The following is a 17,259-nucleotide window of genomic DNA, read 5'->3' as shown; positions in this document are numbered from 1 at the left end:
CCCCCTTCAAGAGAGCGAAGATCATGAGTTCCAGTCATTACACCGGCTTTGCCGGTCAATACATCGACGGTCGGCAACTCCACGGCGGCAGCGGTCATCTGTTGCTGGACAGCAACCCATACAACGGCGAAGTGCTCGCCGAACTGCAACTGGCCGATCTCGCGGACCTTGAACACGCCTGCCAGGCAGCCCAGGCCGCGCAGCTGGACTGGGCGCGGGCACTGCCCGCCGAACGCAGCGCCGTGTTCCACCGGGCGGTGCAGGTCATGCAGGCACGCCGCGAGGAAATCATCAGTTGGCTGATCCGCGAAAGCGGCAGCACCCGCACCAAGGCCAATATGGAATGGGCCGCCGTACACGCTGGCATGCTCGAAGCCGCGACCTTCCCCAACCGCGTCGTCGGGCAGATCCTGCCGATCGATATCGCCGACAAGGAAAGCCGCGTCTACCGCAAGCCGCTCGGGGTGATCGGGGTTATCAGTCCCTGGAACTGGCCGATGCACCTGTCGCACCGCTCGATCGCCCCGGCGCTGGCCCTGGGCAACGCCGTGGTGGTGAAGCCGTCGCAGGAAACCCCGATCACCGGCGGCCTGCTGCTGGCGCGCATCTATGAAGAAGCCGGGCTGCCGGCCGGGCTGTTGAATGTGCTGGTCGGCCAGAACAACGAGATCGGCGATGCCTTCGTCCAGCACCCGACATTGCGCTTCATCTCCTTTACCGGCTCGAACAATGTCGGGCGCCATATCAATGCGCAGATCGCCGCCGCCAGCACCCTCAAGCATGTCGCGCTGGAACTGGGCGGCAACGCGCCACTGGTGGTCCTCGACGATGCCGACCTGGAGCATGCGGTGCATGCCGCGGTCGTCGGGCGCTTCCTGCACCAGGGCCAGATCTGCATGAGCACCAACCGGATCATCGTCGATCACTCGCTCTACAACGACTTTGCCGCATTGTTCGTCGAGCGGGTAGCACGCCTGAAGTTCGGTGATCCGGACGCCGCCGACACGGTGATCGGCCCATTGATCAATCGTCGTCAACTGGACGGCGCCCTGGGGCATATCGAGCGGGCCCGGGCCGATGGCCTGGCACAACTGCTCGGCGCTGGTCCGCAGGGGCTGGTGTTGCCACCCCATGTGTTCGGTCCGGTCGACAATCACTCGGCACTGGCCCAGGCCGAGCTGTTCAGCCCGATTGCGCAACTGATCCGCGCCGACAGCGAAGCGCATGCCTTGAGCATGGCCAACGACACCGAATATGGCTTGAGCAGCGCGGTCTTCACCCGTGACGAAGGCCGTGGCCTGCGCTTTGCCCAGCAGCTTCAGGCCGGGATGGCGCATATCAATGACATCCCGGCCAACGACAGCCCCAACAGCATGTTCGGCGGGGTGAAAAACAGCGGGCTGGGGCGCTTCAACGGTGACTGGATCATCGACGCCTTCACCACCGACCACTGGATCAGCGTGCAACACGCACCGCGTCCCTATCCGTTCTGAGCCGAGGAGTGCCTGCTCATGCAACAGCCACAGTCAAACCCGCACCGCGCCAAAGCCGCGGTGATCCGGGAAAAAGGCGGTCGCTTCCTGATGGAAGAGATTCAACTGCAAGCCCCGCGTGCCGATGAGGTGCTGGTGCGGGTGGTCGCCTGCGGGGTGTGCCACACCGACCTGATCGTGCGTGACCAGTATTTCCCCTGCCCACTGCCGATGGTCCTCGGCCACGAAGGCTCGGGGGTGATCGAGGCGCTCGGTGCCGATGTGAAGGACTTCAGCGTCGGCGACCACGTGGTGATGAGCTACCTCTCCTGCGGCCACTGCGAACCCTGCAGTACCGGCGAGGCGACCTATTGCACCCACACCTTCGCGTTGAATTTCGGTGGCAGCCGACTCGACGGCAGCGGCTCGACCCAGGATAGCCACGGGCAGGCGATCCACGACCACTTCTTCGGTCAGTCATCGTTTGCCACCTACTCGATTGCCAACCGCCGTAACCTGGTCAAGGTCGACAAGGACCTGCCACTGGAGTTGCTGGGGCCCTTGGGGTGTGGCGTGCAGACCGGTGCCGGCGCGGTGCTCAATGTCCTGCAGCCGAAGGCCGGCAGCTCATTTGCGGTCTTCGGCGCCGGTGCCGTGGGCTTGAGCGCGCTGATGGCGGCGCGCATTGCCGGGGCGACCACGCTGATTGCCGTGGACATCACCCCCGGCCGGCTGGAACTGGCCAGGTCGCTGGGGGCTACCCATGTGGTCAATAGCCTGGAAGTCGACCCCGTGGCAGAGGTACGACGCATCACCGCTGGCGGTGCGCATTGCACCCTGGAAACCAGCGGCCGCCCCGCGGTGTTACGCCAGGCCATCGATGCGCTGCGGGCACGCGGCACCTGCGCCATTGTCGGCGCGCCGCCAGCCGGCACCGAAGCCAGTTTCGACGTCAACGAGGTGATGACCCAGGGCCGGACCATTCGCGGCGTCATCGAGGGCGAAAGTATTCCCTCGGTGTTCATTCCGCGCTTGCTCGAGTTGTATCGCCAGGGTCGCTTCCCCTTCGACAAGCTGGTGCGCTTCTACGACTTCGATGACATCAACCAGGCCGTTGCCGACGCCCAGAGCGGCCTGACCGTCAAACCGATTTTGCGTATGGGTTGAACCCCGCGCAAACAACGCGCTGCCCGTCGGATACGGGCGGGCAGCGGATTCGCCTACCTATAAGAACAAGAGAAAGGCAATGCATACCATCAAGATCTCTAGGCTTGGTGCGGTTCTGGCCGCCTGCGTAACGCTCACCGCCCATGCCGCACCGTCCGAAGACCGCGGCGAAGGCGCCCTGTTTACCTCGCTTTTTGGCGACAGCCTGGAAAAGCAAACCGGGATCATCGTATCGGGGCTTTCGGAAACCACCTACTCCAGGAACAACCGCTCCACCGCGAACGAACGCCAGGCTGGCATGAGCAACTTCCCGGTGATCGGTGCCGGCGACGAAGGTCTGGAATTCGGCTCGTTGCACTTGTTCGTCGACAAACCACTGGACTCGAACATGATCCCGCGGGTCACCCCGCTGCCCGGGCCGACACCCGACAAGTTCTCGTTCGGCTTCACTTTCGAGGGCAACTACGGGCGCAACGCCCAGTTCGCCCGGACCTTCGGCTGGGACATGCATTGGGCGGCGAATGCCCCTGGCGACAATGACCCGGCCAAGGCCCAGCGCGACAAACAACGCTTCCTCGCCGTACCCAACCTGGCCGCCACCGCCTACCTGCCGATCGGCACCGGCCTGACCGTCATGGCCGGGATCTTCGGCCCGGGTATCGGCTATGAAATCCCACCGGATATCCGCGAGGCGCGCAATGCCTTCGCCACCAAGACCTACGCCCTGGTCTCGGAACCGGGAACCTTTTCCGGCGTGCTGCTGGGTACGCGCCTGATGAGCAACGACAGCGGCGTACTGGGGGTCGAGCTGGGCGTGGTGCAAGGCTGGAACAACCTGAGTGACAACAATGACAGCAAGACCCTGACCGGCGCGCTGCGCTGGCGCACGCCGGACATGAAAACCTGGGTCGACTATGAGTTCGTCGTCGGTAACGAGGAGAACTCCAGCGCCAACGATGTCCAGGCGCCGATCGAGCGGCTGATCTCACCGAACGGCCAACTCAAGCAGCAGCACTCGCTGAATGGCTGGCATGCCTTCGACGAGCACTGGTCGATGGGCGCCGAAGTGCTCTACGGCCATCAGGCCGGCGACGGCAAACCCAGCACCATCGATATCGTCAATGGCCCGGGCTTCGACGGGGCCCGTTGGTGGGACGCGAACGCGGTGCTGACCTATCGCTATCGCAAGAACCTGGCCTTCTCGGTACGTGGCGAGCACTTCAGCGACCCGGATGGCTTCGCCCTGTTCCCGGTCAGCAGTGCCCGCGGCGACTTCAACGCCGTCACCGCCGGTTTTCGCTATGACGTCAACCGCTACCTCTCGTTACGTCCGGAACTGCGTTACGACTGGTTCGACGGCAACCGCCAGGACCACCCCTTTGGCAACGGCCGCGACCGCGATCAGCTGACCGCCAGCATGGATGCGTTGTTCTACTTCTAAACCGCTGTTCCCTAGCCGCACCTGGCCCTGGGAAACCCCGGGCCATGGGCACGCCTCATCCTCAAATCTGGAAACCCGAACCATGAATGATAACAAGACTGCATGGGACTCGCGTTACGAATGGAAAGCCATCCTGCTCCTGGCTTTCGGTTTCGGCCTGGTCGGCCTGGACCGTTTCATCATCCTGCCGCTGTTCCCCGCGATCATGAAGGACCTGGCCCTGGACTATCAGGACCTGGGCAACATTTCCGCGGTACTGGCCCTGGCCTGGGCGCTTTCCTCGATCCTGATCGGGCGGATCTCGGACACCTTCGGTCGACGCAAGGTGCTGATCCCCTCGCTGATCGTCTTTTCGCTGTTGGCCGGCGTGTCCGGGTTGGCGACGGGCATCGCCTCGCTGCTGATGATCCGCGCGATCATGGGGATTGCCGAAGGCGCGTTCACCACCACCTCGATCGCCACCAATGCCGAAGTCTCCCATCCGTTGCGCCGGGGGCGAAACATGGGTATCCAGTTGAGCTTCTTTCCGCTGCTCGGGCTGGGGCTGGCACCGATCATCGCGACCCAATTGCTCGCCGTGGTGCCGTCCTGGCGCTGGGTCTTTGCCCTGGTCGCGCTGCCGGGCTTCGTGCTGGCCTGGTTGATCTACCGCAACCTGAAGGAAACCCGCCCGCAGGCCGCCCGGACCGCGACAGTCGCCGCTGAAGCGGTCGAAAAGCACAGCTGGCTGAGCATCCTGCGCCATCGCAACATGCCGCTGAACATCATTGCCATGTGCTGCGCGCTGACCTGCCTGTTCGTTGTCAGTGTGATGACCGCCAACTACCTGACCGACTACCTGCACCTGAGCATCGCGCAGATGGGCTTCGTGATGTCGGCCATCGGCTTCGGTGGCTTCGCCGGGGACATGAGCATGCCCAGCCTGTCCGACCGCCTCGGACGCAAGCCGGTACTCTTGTTGTCATTCGTGGCCACGGCGGTGTCCCTGTGGCTGCTGATCAATACCGGGGCCGAACCATTGAAGTTGTTCGCCCTGCTGTTCATGACCACCTTCTTCAACTTCAGCATGATTTGCCTGATCAACGGGCCGCTGACCAGCGAGTCGGTATCGCCAGCACAAATCGCCAGCGCGACCGGGCTGGTGGTCGGCGCCGCGGAATTGTTCGGCGGGGCTGTCGCGCCGGCACTGGCGGGCTTTATCGCGCAGCATTACGGCATTGAGAAAACCCTGTTGCTGGCGCTGGGCAGCTTGGGAATCGGCCTGGTGGTGAGCCTGTTCCTCCAGGAAACCCTTTCGAGCAAGCGCAAAGCAGCGACGGCCCAGGCGTTCCCGGCCCCCGGGCTGGCCGACAGCAAACCCGACTGAGAGCTGGATGCCGGGGATCAAGGCAACGACCAGGGCGCGCGCGGATTGAACGCATTGACAAGGAAGTCGACCATCACCCGGACCTTCGCCGGCGGCGTTCGGTCGGATGAGCGCAACAGGTGAATCCCACCCATGTCGGCCGACGGCGCGTCCAGGCTGACCGGTTCCAGTTCACCCCGACGGATCGCGTCCGTGACGATGAACTCCGGCTCGTAAAGCACCCCCAACCCGGCTACAGCGGCGGCGACCAGAGCGTCGCCGTTGTTGGTACGCAGACTGCCCTTGACCGCTACCCGCTGGTCGCCATCCTTGCCAAAGCGCCACTCATCAGGACGCGACAGGTTCGACAAGGTAAAGCTCAGGCAATTGTACCTGGGCAAATCGGCCCAACGCTCAGGTCGCCCTTGCCGTTTCCAGTAGTCGGGAGCGGCACAGACGACCATGGCGCTGTCGGCCAGCTTGCGCGACACCAGGCGACTGTCTTTCAACACCCCGACGCGGATCGTCAGGTCCCAGCCCTCTTCCATCAGGTCCACCACGCGATCATTGAGCCCCAGGTCAACCGTGACCCCAGGGTGTTGGCGCTTGAACTCCGGCAACAACGGCGCGACGAAGCGCACCCCGAAAGACAACGGGACATTGAGCCGCAACAGCCCGGTAGCCTCCACACGCTGCGAGGCAATCATGGCTTCCACATCCTCAAGGTCGGGCAGGATCCGGCTGCACGCCTCCAGATACTGCTGGCCTGCTTCCGTCAGGGTGAGTTTGCGCGTACTTCGATGAAACAGCCGCACGCCCAGGCGCAACTCCAGCGCATCCACATGCTTGGTCGCCATCGCCGGCGACACGCCCATCTGTCGGGCGCCGGCCGACAGGCTGCCGAGATGGGCAGCATGGGAAAAAATCTGCATGCCGGTAATCCGATCAAGCATTTCAATTCCTCACTCTGATTAAAAACTGAATCGCCAGATCAGCACATTATCACCCCTAGAGTGAATAGATAGAGTGTCGGGCAACGGCGTCATCCTGCTGGAGAACGGAGTCCTCCAAGCGCTGAGCCCTAGCCGATGACCCAACCTTGAGGCAGAAAATGAAGGCTTATCAAATCCTCGCCGGTAGCGGCATTGTCGGGCTCGAACCCGTCGAACGTAGCGCTCGCACGCCCGACGCTCACGAAATCAAAGTGCGTATCGACGCCACCTCACTCAATCACCGCGACCTCAGCTTCGCCCGGGGTCAGTTCTATAACCCGCCGAGCGAGCCGATCATCCCGCTGGTGGATGGCTGCGGGGAAATCATCGCGATGGGCGAGTCGGTCACCCGTTTCAAAGTCGGTGATCGCGTCATCACCAGTTATTACCCGCGCTGGATTGACGGTGCGCTGTCACTGGACAAGACCGCTGTTTCGTTCGGCGCCCAATTCGACGGCACCCTCGCCGAGGAAATCGTCGCCAGCGAGACGTTTTTCGCGCGAGCCCCCGTCAGCCTGAGCGCCGCGCAGGCGGCGACCTTGTCCTGCGCGGGCGTGACCGCCTGGAACGCACTGTTTGTTGCCGGAGCCGCCAAGCCGGGCGCAAGCGTGCTGATCCTCGGCACCGGCGGCGTATCGCTGTGGGCGCTGCAACTGGCCAAGGCCGCGGGGCTCTTCACCCTCGTGACCTCGTCTTCGGACGAAAAACTCGAACGGGTAAAAGCCCTCGGTGCCGACGCCACGATCAACTATCGCACCACGCCGCAATGGCAGGACGAAGTCCTGCGGCTGACCGCCGGCAGCGGCGTCGACCTGGTGGTCGAAGTCGGTGGCGAAGATACCTTGGCCCGCTCGCTCAAAGCCGCCGGTCCCGGCGCAACCGTCGTGGTCATTGGTCGGGTCAGTGGTGGCGGTGGCGTGTCGATCGAACCGGGCATGCTGATCGGCGGCGCCAAACGACTGGTGGGGGTGACGGCGGGTAGCCGAGCCATGCTCGAAGACCTGGTGCGCTTCGTCGACGTCAACCGGATCGTGCCAAGCATCGACAAGGTCTTCCCCTTCAATGACGCCGTTGCCGCCTACGAATACCTGCAATCAGGCCAGCACTTCGGAAAGGTCGTGATCGAGGTTCGACGAGCGGCTGACGACTCATAGCGACGATTTATTAATTAAATCCCACATTACAAGATTTATGTTGAATGATAATGCCAATATCAGCATTCTCTACCTCCTTACCCTTGCAAAGGTTTTCACATGGGACAGCTAGCAAAACACTGGATCAATGGCGAGTGGATGGACAGCGGGCAACTGCGCGACAGCCGCAACCCGGCCACAGGAGAAGTCTTCGCCTGCTTCTATGACGGCGGCGTGACCGAAGCGCAAAAGGCCGTGGCGGCGGCCAGGCGGGTCTTTCTCGAAAGCGACTGGAAAGTCGATGCGATGCTGCGCTCGACCGCCCTCAGTCACCTGGCCGATGCCTACGAGCGTCGTTCGCAAGAGGTGATCGACTGCCTGACCACTGAGAACGGCAAGCTGAAAATAGAGGCCGGCTTCGAGGCCATGCAAATCGTCCGCGCCCTGCGCTTTGCCGCCGGCCTGGCGCTGCACACCTACGGTCGAGTGGCCGAGCCACGCCCTGGCACGCAATCCATGGCGTTGCGCCAGGCCGTGGGCGTGGCAGGCCTGATCGTGCCGTGGAATTCCCCGGCGTTCCTGCTGATCCGCGCACTCGCTCCGGCACTGGCCGCCGGCTGTACCGCCGTCATCAAGTTGCCGGCCCAGGCCGCACAGACCGCCTGGTTGTCGGCGCAGATTCTGGCCAGCGTTGCGGAGATTCCCCAGGGCGCAGTGAATATCTTTGTCGAGAGCGGCGCCGAAGGCGCGAAGTTCCTGGTGGACAGCCCCGACGTGCCGGTGATCAACTTCACCGGTAGCACCTCGACAGGCCGCATGATCGCCGTGGCCGGCGCTGCCCGCTTCAAGCGCATCGGCCTGGAATTGGGCGGCAAGACCCCACACCTGGTGTTTGACGATGCCGATCTCGACGCCGCGGTGCCGGCCATTGTTGCCTCATCGACGGTGTTTGCCGGCCAGTTCTGTGTGACCGGCAGTCGAATTCTGGTGCAACGTGGCATCGCGGAAAAACTGAAAGGGCTGCTGGCGCAAAGACTGTCGGCCGTGCAACCGGGGCCCGCGACAGACCCGGCCAGTCAAATGGGGCCACTGATCGACCGCCAGGCGGCGGAACGGGTGGACCAGACCGTGAAGGTCGCCCTCGACGACGGTGCGACAGCCATTGTCCGTGGCGGCCTGATCAGCGAAGGCCTCCTGGCCGGCGGCGCGTTCTACCGGCCCACGCTGCTGGAGGTGCCGGCCGCCGGCCTGACCATCTCACGCGAGGAAGTCTTCGGCCCGGTCCAGACATTGCAGGTGTTCGATACCGAGGATGAAGCGGTGGCCATGGCCAACGACAGCGAATACGGGCTCAGCGCCTGTATCTGGAGTCGGGACGTCAACCGGCCGATTCGGCTCGCTCGACAGCTCGACGCCGGTCATATCTGCATCAACGACTGGGCCGGCATGCAGGTCGAGTTCGAAGAAGGCGGCTTCAAGAACAGCGGACAAGGTCGACTGGGAGGCCTGGCCTGCCTGGACGATTTCATGGAGTACAAACAGATTCTCCAGGTTTTCCGCCAGGGCTGAATCCTCTCGGCAGCAGGCGGTCCAGCCAGTCTGGACCGGCCGGCGGCTACCAGGACTCCCCACTTTCAGTCCCGGCAGCTGGCCTTCAGGTTCAGCGTCGGGTCGCCAGCTCGGCCCCCTGGCGCAAGGCTTCGAGCAAGCTGCGCTCGTCGGCGATCCCTTTGCCGGCAATATCGAACGCGGTGCCGTGATCGACAGAAGTACGCACCACTTCCAGTCCGACCGTCACATTCACACCCGCCTCCAGCCCCAACACCTTGACCGGGCCATGTCCCTGGTCGTGATACATCGCGACCACCAGGTCAAAGTCACCGCGCCCGGCGCGGAAGAACAGCGTGTCGGCGGGCAGCGGGCCGGTCACATCGAAGCCACGCGCTTGCAGTGCCTTGACCGCCGGAATGATTTTCTCTTCTTCCTCGCCATAACCGAACAGGCCGTTCTCACCGGCATGCGGGTTGATGCCGCATACCCCGATGCGCGGCCTGACGATACCGGCCTTGATCAGTGTCGCGTTGCCACGCTCGATGGTGCGCTGCACCAGGCCGGGCTCGATCTTGCGGATCGCGTCGATGATACCGATATGGGTGGTCACGTGGATCACCCGCAGTTGCGGCGCAACCAGCATCATCGACACTTCGTCGACGTGCGTCAGGTGGGCGAGCAATTCGGTATGGCCAGGATATTTGTGGCCGCCAGCGTGCAGCGCTTCCTTGTTCAGCGGCGCGGTGCAGATGGCGTCAATCTGCTTGGCCTGCGCGAGCTCAACGGCGCGGGCGATATATTGATAGGCCGCATTGCCGGCGACCGCCGACAGTTGTCCGAACGGCAGGTCATCGGGGATCAGGTCCAGGTCGATGCAATCGATGGTGCCTGGCTGGTACAGCGCTTCGGAGGCGTCCTTGATACGCCTAATCGTGGCGCTGCCATTGACGATCCGGTTGGCCTGCTCCAGGCGGCGGGCATCACCGATCACCAGCGGTCGGCATTGCTGGTAGACGCTGTCATGGGTCAGGCTCTTGACAATGATTTCCGGCCCGACGCCCGCGGCGTCGCCCATGGTAAGACCGATAACGGGAAGATAGTTGCTCATAAGACTGACCTTGATCCTTTCAATGCATGAAGTGGAACGCCGGACTTGGCGTCCGCGCTCAAATGAAGCCAGGCGGCATACAGCGCCTGTTCACTGCCGAACGCGCCGGCCTTGGTGACGATGCCCGGGCGCCGGCCGTGTTCGAGGGCCAGCGGGCGCCCCACGGCGACACCGGCTTCGATTTCCGTGATCAGTTCCAGGCTCTCGATACCGACGGCCGTGAGCATCGCTCGCGCGGTTTCTCCCCCCGTGGCAACAAGACCGCTGACCAGTGCGAAGCAGGGCTTGACCATGGCTGCCAATTGGCTCGACAAGTGCGCGCCTTCGGCCGGATCGAAGGCGGCGTCGCGGCCGATGCGCAGTAACAGATCCTCGCCATGACTCAGCTGCTGGGCGATACGAGCCGCCCATGGGGCCCAGTCTTCGTGCCCCACGCCCTGGCGCAACACCACCGACGGCACCATCAGCTCGGCAATCCCACTGCGCGCCTTGAGTTCCGCGCATTGGCGCTCGGAAACGCCGGACAGGCTGCCGACCATGACCAGCACCGGGCCGGGTCCTGGCTCACACGCCGTGGCGCTAGGTGCCGAGGCCTGCAGCAGTTCCGGCAGACGGGTGATCTCGCGGGCCAGGCCACCGGAACCGACCCAGAAAAACGGTTGTTCCAGATGCACGGTGAGATCCGCGAGGATTCGCAGATCGTCACAAGTTTGCGCATCGACGATCAACGCTTGAATACCACTACGCCTGACCTCGAGCAGATGCTGGATGAGCAGCGCGGGGTGGCCGCGCAACAGTTCGACCCCCATGTGGCGGGTGGTCAGCCCGGCAGCGGCGAGCATCCCGGCGACATCAGCGGGGCGACCGGCATTTTCCAATTGCCAGGTATCAGTACTTTCCAGGGGGGCGCCGTTGACCAGCACACGACCGCCGCGCAACGTACGGCCCGTTGAGGGAAATGCCGGGGCGACAATCGCCAGACCGGCCAACCGCTGAAGCGCCGCGACCTCAGCCGCCCAGTTACCGCGCAACGTTGAATCGATTTTCTTGTACAGCCGCTGTCCCGGCTTGATCAACGCCTGGAACGCAGCAACGACGCAATCAGCCGCTTCCTTGGGTGGCAGGCGCCGGGAGTCGGTGTCCACGGCGATGACTTGGGCATCACCCATGACTTGCGCCGGACTCAGCGCCACCACCGTGCGCAGGCCGGCGCAGACAAAGCCGATGGCACAGTCGGCAGCGCCCGACAGATCGTCGGCGATGATCAGCACACTCATCGTGGCACTCCTTGCTCGCTCGGTGCCTGCCTCTCGGCAGCCAGGGCTTCCCGCGCCTTGGCCCGCTTGGCGATGGCCGAGACCAGCAGCGGCGAGACGATCGCCGTCACCACGACACAGGAGGCGACCAGCAAGGTGGCGCTGGCGGCGGCCTGTTCATAAACCGGGTTCGCCGCGGCAATCAGCGCCGGCACCGCGGCGGCATTGCCGGCGGTGTTGGCCGCCGCCGCCCCCGCCACGCCGGTACCACCGGACAAACGATCGGCGAAATACAGGGGGATGCCGGTGATCACGACCACGGCAAAACCCAGGCCGATACCGAGCAACCCGGCTTGCCAGACTTTGTGCAGGTCCAGGGTCGCGCCCAGGGCCAGGGCAAAGAAGGGAATCATCACCGGCACGGCCTTGGCGAGAAAGTCGCGCATCTCGCGATCGAGGTTGCCCAGCAGCATACCCAGCAGCAACGGCAGGATCGCGCCGACCAGGGTTGGCCAGGGGAATGCCGACAAACCTGCGACACCGAGCGTCACCATGGTCAGGAACGGGCCAGACTCCAGCGACATCACCGAGTACGCCCCCACATCTTCAGAACGACCGTACTGCCCCATCAAGGCCATGTACAAACCGCCATTGGTATCGTTCATGGCGGCGACCAGGGCCAGGGTCGACAGGCCGGCAAACAGCCCGGACGAGATCGGCTGCTCACCCAGGAAATGCCCCATCACGATACCGATGAGCATGGCGGTGCCGACTTTGGTACCGAACAGCACGCCACCTTTCTTCAGCAGGTAAGGCGTTGCCTTGACGTCGATGCTCGCCCCCATGCAGACATAGAAGACCGCCAGGATCGGCAGGGCACCGGTAAACAGTGCATTGGTAAAGGAACCGAAGAACTTCGGCATATCCGGCAGGAAGGTGGCAACGAGTGAACCGATAAGCAGCGGGACAATCATCATCCCGCCCGGGACGCGTTCGATTGACCGCTTGATGGGGAACTGGGCCATGCGGGTACTCCTTATTTTTATGTGGGCGCTGCTGAGCAAGCCTGACTGAATCAGTCATCGATATGATCGAAACGGTCACAATAACGATATGACAAAGCGTAAAAATGCGCAAGTAATCATTTTTATGATCATTTCAATCATTTTCACGGCGTCATATTCAAAAAGCTGCTCATTTGCCGCGGCTCAAGACGCCACTTGCGCAGCCACGACTTCTTTCAGACTGCGCCCCTGGTCCTGCAGCACCGCTTGTGCCGTATTACGCCCCGGCAAGCCGCTGATGGATCCACCCGGTGCCGTGCAGGCGCCGGTCTGATAGAGACCGGGAATGCCCATGCGACAGGGCGCGAAGTTGCCACCGCGATTGTCGAAATGGTGCGCGCTGCCGCGCCACATGGAAGGGTTCATCCGCTCGATATCCAGGGGACTGAGCAGGAATTTGGCGAGTAGTTTGTCTTTGCTCAGGTTGCTCGTGTAACGCAGGTAGCGCGTCAGGACCGCATCGGCGACCTGCTCCTTGATCTCGTCCCAGTGTTGCGGCCCGCCCTTGAGGTGGTAGGGCATGCACCCTTCGATTTTCAGCAGCCCCTGGCCGGCCGGTACCCGCGTGCGATCGAACACCGAGGGATGGCAGACCTGCAGCGGATAGTCCGCCAGGTTCAGTTCGCCACGGGCATCGTCCGGGGTCAGCGTGAAGATGCTCGCGGGGTCCTCCATCAGTGAAGCTTCGCAACTGGCAATGCTGCCTCCCGAGGCCAGCGCATATTCAGGCTCCTGGGTAAATGCAAAATGGAACTGGAACATGGCCAGTTCCGGCTGCATGAGGTTGACGCCATCCAGCACGGCATCGCCAAACAGTTCGCGCGGCGCCATATCGACCAGGTGCTTGACGTGGATGCTCGACACCACGCCCTTGTCAGCCCTGTATTGGCTGCCGTCGGCGCACTCGACACCTTTGCACGCGCCCTTGTCGATCAGCAGTCGGACAATCGACTTGCCGGTGAGAACGACCCCGTAGTGGGCTTCGATCAACCGGCCAAGCGCCACGCTCAACATCCCCGAGCCACCTTTGGGAATGGGCCGTCCCTTGAGGTGATCGAGCATTGAAAACGCCTGCCTGCCCGTGCCGTAATCACTGCCCTGCGGCCCGAAAAAGCGACCGCCGGAAAGGGCTGCCGCGCGCATCTGCGGGCTTTCCCAGACGGCCTGGGCGGCAGTGAACCCGCTCATCTCGCCGAGCCGACGCAGGTAGAGGCCGTCACGAGAAGCGGCCGCCACCTCCACGGTCATGGCCGCCAGTCCCGCACGGGCCGCCGCCGCGCGCCGGAAAGTCTGGGCATCTTTTTTCGACACTGGCTCGATGGTCGCGGCCGTACGCTCGACATCATTGCGAAACACCGTAAAGGAGGCGCCATCGAGGAAGGGATAGTGCAGCACGACCTCTGGATACAGGAGTTCGTAACCGTACTGCGCCAGGTCCAGCTCATGGTCGCGTATCAGCGGGTTGCCGAGAATGGCGCCGTGGGCGCTGGAACACAGGTCTTCCTTGAAGCCGGGCAGCAGCGGCTCGGTGGTCTTGCAGCCGCCGCCAATCACCGAATCGCCTTCGAGCACCAGTACCCGGTAACCCGCCTTGGCCAGATAAGCGGCGCAGACCAGGCCGTTATGACCGGCGCCGGCAATCACATAGTCGAACTGCCCGGAGGGTAGTGGTGTTCGCTTGACCACTGCCGGCGGGGTATCGCTGGCGTTAACCAGGGCGGTATCCGCAAGACCGGCAAACGCCGCCGGAATGGCCATTGCGGCCTTGAGGAAGTCTCGACGATCGATCGGCGGCATTTTCTACTCCTGTGGGCGCAATTTCGCTGTGACACTAGCGCCAATCCCCAGGCGGGATTAGAGGCCGGGCATGAAATTCACTTCCTACCGAGAGCGGGGAATACAACGTTTCCAGGTCGAGCAAGCAGGACCCGCTAGGCCATGCCGAGTTTTTTCAAGCGCGAAGCCAGGGTCGTCGGCTTGATCCCCAGCAATTCGGCGGCGCCATCCTTGCCGAACAACTTGCCGCCGCAGGCCGCCATTGCCGCGCACAAGTTGTCGCGCTCCAGCGTCCGCAGCTCTTGCTCGGTCATGATCCGCGAATGGCGCTCGACCAGCGGCGCCTGGCCGGGCACCACGGCATTGGGCAGGTCGATATTCAGCTCCGCACCGGTCGCCGTGATCAACGCGCGCTCGATCACGTTCTGCAGTTCGCGGATATTGCCCGGCCAGTCGTAGGCCTGCAGGCGGGCCATGTCGCCCTTGTTCAAACGGTGCCCGGGCATGTTCAAGCGTGCGCCGATCAGCTGGAGAAAGTGCGAGGCCAGCAAGGGAATATCGGAGCGCCGCTCGCGCAAGCTCGGCGAATGGACGGGAAACACATTCAGGCGGAAAAACAGGTCTTCGCGAAAACGCTTGGCTTGCACTTCAGCCCGTAAATCGCGATTGGTGGCGGCAACGATCCGCACATCCACGCTGCGGGTACGCTCCTCCCCTACCCGTTCGAATTGCCCCTCCTGCAGCACGCGCAACAGCTTGCTCTGCAGTTCCAGGGGAATCTCGCCAATCTCGTCGAGAAACAGGGTGCCGCCATCGGCCAGCTCGAAGCGCCCAACCCGGTCGCGTACCGCGCCGGTGAAGGCGCCACGCAGATGGCCAAAAAACTCGCTCTCAAACAGCTCAGCCGGAATCGCCGCGCAATTGACTCGGATCAGCGGCTGGTCACGGCGCTTGCTGACCTGGTGAATGGCCCGGGCGATCAGCTCCTTGCCGGTGCCGGACTCACCATGGATCAGCACGTTGGCATCGGTGGGGCCGACCACATCGATCTGCCGGACGATCTTCAGGATCGGCTCACTCTGACCGACGATATCGCGGTAGTTGTGCTCGATATGAATCTCTTCCTGCAAGTAGGCGTTCTGCTCCTCGAGACGCTGCTTCAGGGCCTGCAATTCGGCCAGCGCGTTTTGCAGTTGCAGCTCGGTGGTACGCCGCTCGGTGATATCGCGAAACACCACCACCGCCCCGACAATCCGGCTGTCGCTGATCACCGGCGTGCTGGTGAACTCGACGGCAAAGGAACTGCCATCGCGCCGCCAGAACACCTCCTGGCGCCCCTCGTGGACCAATCCGTCATGCACCGCCTTGTAGATCGGGCACTCTTCGACCGGGTAGTGACTGCCGTCGGCGTGGGTATGGTGGTGGATACGATGGATGTTCTTGCCGATCAACTCCTCGGGGGCCCAGCCCAGCATGCGCGCGCCGGCTGGATTGACGAAAGTGGCCAGCCCTTCGCTGTCGATGCTGTAGATACCATCCCCCACCGAACTGAGCAGCAACTGCTTGTCGCGTTCGGTTTCCTGGAACAGGTTCATGATATTGCGCCACTCGAGAAGGCCGCCACGCATGGTCCGTTCGGTTTCGGCCTGGTCGCGCTGGTAGCGCTGCCGGCTTTGCTCGCGCAGCACCAGGATCAGCTGCGGTTGGCCCTTGACCTGGAGAAGCGTGGCGGATATTTCGAGCTCGATGCGCTCACCGCTCTTGCAGTTGCAACTGAGCCCGTCGGTCCAACCGCGGCCCTTGTCCATCACCGCCTGGGTAAAGACGATCAGGTCCGCCAACTGATGACCGAACAGCTTGCTGACCGGCAACTCCAGCAACTCCTGACGGGGGTAGCCGAGCAACTGGCAGGTGGCGATGTTCAAGTCGCCGAAACGGTCGCCATAGGGGTTGAGCAAGGCGATGGCTTCGGCGCAATGCTCGAACACCATATGGCGGGAGGAATAGGCCAGGTCGGCCCAGCCATTGAGGAAGTCAGTGTCGCTCATGCCTACGAAATCCCGTAACCGCCTGCCGTCGAAGCGCCTATTTATACGGAAGTTCGTAATATCTCGATAGGATCAGATTGATCTGAAAAAGCCGCATCAGATAGCAGAATCGAGCCAAAGCAAACCGCCGCCTGATAGTTGAGAAAAATGGAATGATGTTGTCCGTTTTGCTCTGATTATCTTTGCAAAAATACCGCCCATCATGACGCCCGCTCGCCAACCCGCCTCTGGAAACGACACATGCCCACTCCGCCGCCAGCCAAACAGCAATGACGCCCTGCTCAAACACAGACACGCCGGTGCTACGCCGCTGCCTGCAGATTGCAAGCCTTGGACTGCTCGCCGCGATGACGCTCATGGCATGCGCTGCGACGCGAAGCCCCGATGCCACACAGGAGATGACCATGCAACCCTCCATTACCTATTTGCATCTGCTGCGGCACACGCCGTTTTTCACAGCGCTGTCGACCGAGCAATTGCAGTGGGTGATCGATCATTCGCAGGAATGGGCAACCGAGGACGGCGCGGTCGTCGCCAAGGGTGATCGGAGCGGCACCTCGGCCACGGACTACTGGATCCTGCTCGACGGCGGATGGCGGCTGGACTACCACGGCCGTTCGTTTCCCAGCGGGCACGCCGATCCCGGCCAGTGGTTCAATATCCGCGAAGCCCAGGGGGCGAACTGCGCATTGATCACCACCGAACACAGTTACGTGATGCGCATTACCGAGGCCGAGATGCATACCATGCTGGACAAAGGCTTTGCGTTCGGGCCTCACCTTGATAGCGGTCGCGCCTACTACGGCTCGATATTCCAGGGCAATGTCCAAGCGCTGGCCCCCTTGCTTCACTAGGACGTGATCGATGCCACGGAACGAAGGGGCCGCGCGACGGCAGCCCCTTGCA

At 62.8% G+C, this 17,259-nt stretch carries 14 protein-coding genes; 7 read left to right on the top strand and 7 right to left on the bottom strand.

Translation table 11 applies throughout. The features are described from left to right. The first annotated feature begins 23 nt into the window (after positions 1 to 23). From AC07VG_RS25120 to AC07VG_RS25105, 4 genes are all read left to right on the top strand, one after another. Positions 24 to 1,493, top strand: a complete 1,470-nt coding sequence (locus AC07VG_RS25120) for an aldehyde dehydrogenase family protein (protein ID WP_495022074.1) — start codon at positions 24 to 26, stop codon at positions 1,491 to 1,493. Positions 1,494 to 1,511: 18 nt separating this feature from the next. Then, a complete protein-coding gene (locus AC07VG_RS25115) occupies positions 1,512 to 2,639 on the top strand; it encodes an NAD(P)-dependent alcohol dehydrogenase (RefSeq protein ID WP_495001816.1) in 1,128 nt (375 codons plus the stop codon). 79 nt (positions 2,640 to 2,718) lie between these two features. Continuing rightward, positions 2,719 to 4,080, top strand: a complete 1,362-nt coding sequence (locus AC07VG_RS25110) for an outer membrane beta-barrel protein (RefSeq protein WP_495001815.1) — start codon at positions 2,719 to 2,721, stop codon at positions 4,078 to 4,080. 82 nt (positions 4,081 to 4,162) lie between these two features. Continuing rightward, entirely contained in the window at positions 4,163 to 5,446 is a 1,284-nt protein-coding gene (locus AC07VG_RS25105; protein WP_495022073.1) for an MFS transporter, read from the top strand. A 17-nt stretch (positions 5,447 to 5,463) separates the two neighbouring features. On the opposite strand, the gene AC07VG_RS25100 is transcribed toward AC07VG_RS25105, so the two are convergent. Further along, positions 5,464 to 6,378, bottom strand: coding sequence for a LysR family transcriptional regulator (locus AC07VG_RS25100; RefSeq protein WP_495022072.1), 915 nt, complete (start codon positions 6,376 to 6,378; stop codon positions 5,464 to 5,466). A gap of 158 nt (positions 6,379 to 6,536) precedes the next feature. On the opposite strand from AC07VG_RS25100, the gene AC07VG_RS25095 reads away from it, so the two are divergent. Further along, complete coding sequence (locus tag AC07VG_RS25095) at positions 6,537 to 7,571, top strand: zinc-dependent alcohol dehydrogenase family protein (protein WP_495022071.1); 1,035 nt, start codon at positions 6,537 to 6,539, stop codon at positions 7,569 to 7,571. 99 nt (positions 7,572 to 7,670) lie between these two features. Beyond that, positions 7,671 to 9,119: an aldehyde dehydrogenase family protein gene (locus AC07VG_RS25090; protein ID WP_495022070.1), complete on the top strand. Its 1,449-nt coding sequence runs from the start codon at positions 7,671 to 7,673 to the stop codon at positions 9,117 to 9,119. A 91-nt stretch (positions 9,120 to 9,210) separates the two neighbouring features. Here the strand turns inward: AC07VG_RS25090 and pdxA are convergent, their stop codons facing one another. From pdxA to AC07VG_RS25060, 6 genes are all read right to left on the bottom strand, one after another. Further along, a complete protein-coding gene (pdxA, locus tag AC07VG_RS25085; protein ID WP_495022069.1) occupies positions 9,211 to 10,209 on the bottom strand; it encodes a 4-hydroxythreonine-4-phosphate dehydrogenase PdxA in 999 nt (332 codons plus the stop codon). Then, a complete protein-coding gene (locus tag AC07VG_RS25080) occupies positions 10,206 to 11,486 on the bottom strand; it encodes a four-carbon acid sugar kinase family protein (RefSeq protein WP_495022068.1) in 1,281 nt (426 codons plus the stop codon). The genes pdxA and AC07VG_RS25080 overlap by 4 nt, the downstream gene beginning before the upstream one ends. Further along, positions 11,483 to 12,490 carry a 2-keto-3-deoxygluconate permease gene (locus AC07VG_RS25075; protein ID WP_495022067.1) on the bottom strand — a complete coding sequence of 336 codons (1,008 nt, stop codon included), beginning with the start codon at positions 12,488 to 12,490 and terminating at the stop codon, positions 11,483 to 11,485. Before AC07VG_RS25075 ends, AC07VG_RS25080 begins: the two co-directional genes overlap by 4 nt. 183 nt (positions 12,491 to 12,673) lie before the next feature. Then, positions 12,674 to 14,326, bottom strand: a complete 1,653-nt coding sequence (locus AC07VG_RS25070) for a phytoene desaturase family protein (RefSeq protein WP_495022066.1) — start codon at positions 14,324 to 14,326, stop codon at positions 12,674 to 12,676. Positions 14,327 to 14,460: 134 nt separating this feature from the next. Next, entirely contained in the window at positions 14,461 to 16,353 is a 1,893-nt protein-coding gene (locus AC07VG_RS25065) for a sigma 54-interacting transcriptional regulator (RefSeq protein ID WP_495001806.1), read from the bottom strand. Positions 16,354 to 16,390: 37 nt separating this feature from the next. Further along, on the bottom strand, positions 16,391 to 16,759 hold the full coding sequence (locus AC07VG_RS25060; protein WP_495022065.1) for a hypothetical protein: 369 nt from the start codon (positions 16,757 to 16,759) through the stop codon (positions 16,391 to 16,393). Between AC07VG_RS25060 and AC07VG_RS25055 the strand changes: the two genes are divergently transcribed. Continuing rightward, positions 16,758 to 17,207 carry a cyclic nucleotide-binding domain-containing protein gene (locus AC07VG_RS25055; protein WP_495001804.1) on the top strand — a complete coding sequence of 150 codons (450 nt, stop codon included), beginning with the start codon at positions 16,758 to 16,760 and terminating at the stop codon, positions 17,205 to 17,207. The genes AC07VG_RS25060 and AC07VG_RS25055 overlap by 2 nt on opposite strands. The last annotated feature ends 52 nt before the right edge of the window (positions 17,208 to 17,259 follow it).

It is taken from the genome of Pseudomonas sp. GW821-FHT03C07 (assembly GCF_059420925.1).
This window is presented reverse-complemented; position numbering and strand designations above follow the sequence as displayed.

Excerpts from the sequence above, each read along its gene's own strand:
- AC07VG_RS25090 (WP_495022070.1), top strand. The coding sequence starts at position 7,671 with ATGGGACAGCTAGCAAAACACTGGATCAATGGCGAGTGGATGGACAGC.
- AC07VG_RS25100 (WP_495022072.1), bottom strand. The coding sequence starts at position 6,378 with ATGCTTGATCGGATTACCGGCATGCAGATTTTTTCCCATGCTGCCCAT.
- AC07VG_RS25055 (WP_495001804.1), top strand. The coding sequence starts at position 16,758 with ATGCAACCCTCCATTACCTATTTGCATCTGCTGCGGCACACGCCGTTT.
- AC07VG_RS25095 (WP_495022071.1), top strand. The coding sequence starts at position 6,537 with ATGAAGGCTTATCAAATCCTCGCCGGTAGCGGCATTGTCGGGCTCGAA.
- AC07VG_RS25120 (WP_495022074.1), top strand. The coding sequence starts at position 24 with ATGAGTTCCAGTCATTACACCGGCTTTGCCGGTCAATACATCGACGGT.
- AC07VG_RS25060 (WP_495022065.1), bottom strand. The coding sequence starts at position 16,759 with ATGGTCATCTCCTGTGTGGCATCGGGGCTTCGCGTCGCAGCGCATGCC.
- pdxA (WP_495022069.1), bottom strand. The coding sequence starts at position 10,209 with ATGAGCAACTATCTTCCCGTTATCGGTCTTACCATGGGCGACGCCGCG.
- AC07VG_RS25065 (WP_495001806.1), bottom strand. The coding sequence starts at position 16,353 with ATGAGCGACACTGACTTCCTCAATGGCTGGGCCGACCTGGCCTATTCC.
- AC07VG_RS25115 (WP_495001816.1), top strand. The coding sequence starts at position 1,512 with ATGCAACAGCCACAGTCAAACCCGCACCGCGCCAAAGCCGCGGTGATC.
- AC07VG_RS25110 (WP_495001815.1), top strand. The coding sequence starts at position 2,719 with ATGCATACCATCAAGATCTCTAGGCTTGGTGCGGTTCTGGCCGCCTGC.
- AC07VG_RS25075 (WP_495022067.1), bottom strand. The coding sequence starts at position 12,490 with ATGGCCCAGTTCCCCATCAAGCGGTCAATCGAACGCGTCCCGGGCGGG.
- AC07VG_RS25070 (WP_495022066.1), bottom strand. The coding sequence starts at position 14,326 with ATGCCGCCGATCGATCGTCGAGACTTCCTCAAGGCCGCAATGGCCATT.
- AC07VG_RS25105 (WP_495022073.1), top strand. The coding sequence starts at position 4,163 with ATGAATGATAACAAGACTGCATGGGACTCGCGTTACGAATGGAAAGCC.
- AC07VG_RS25080 (WP_495022068.1), bottom strand. The coding sequence starts at position 11,486 with ATGAGTGTGCTGATCATCGCCGACGATCTGTCGGGCGCTGCCGACTGT.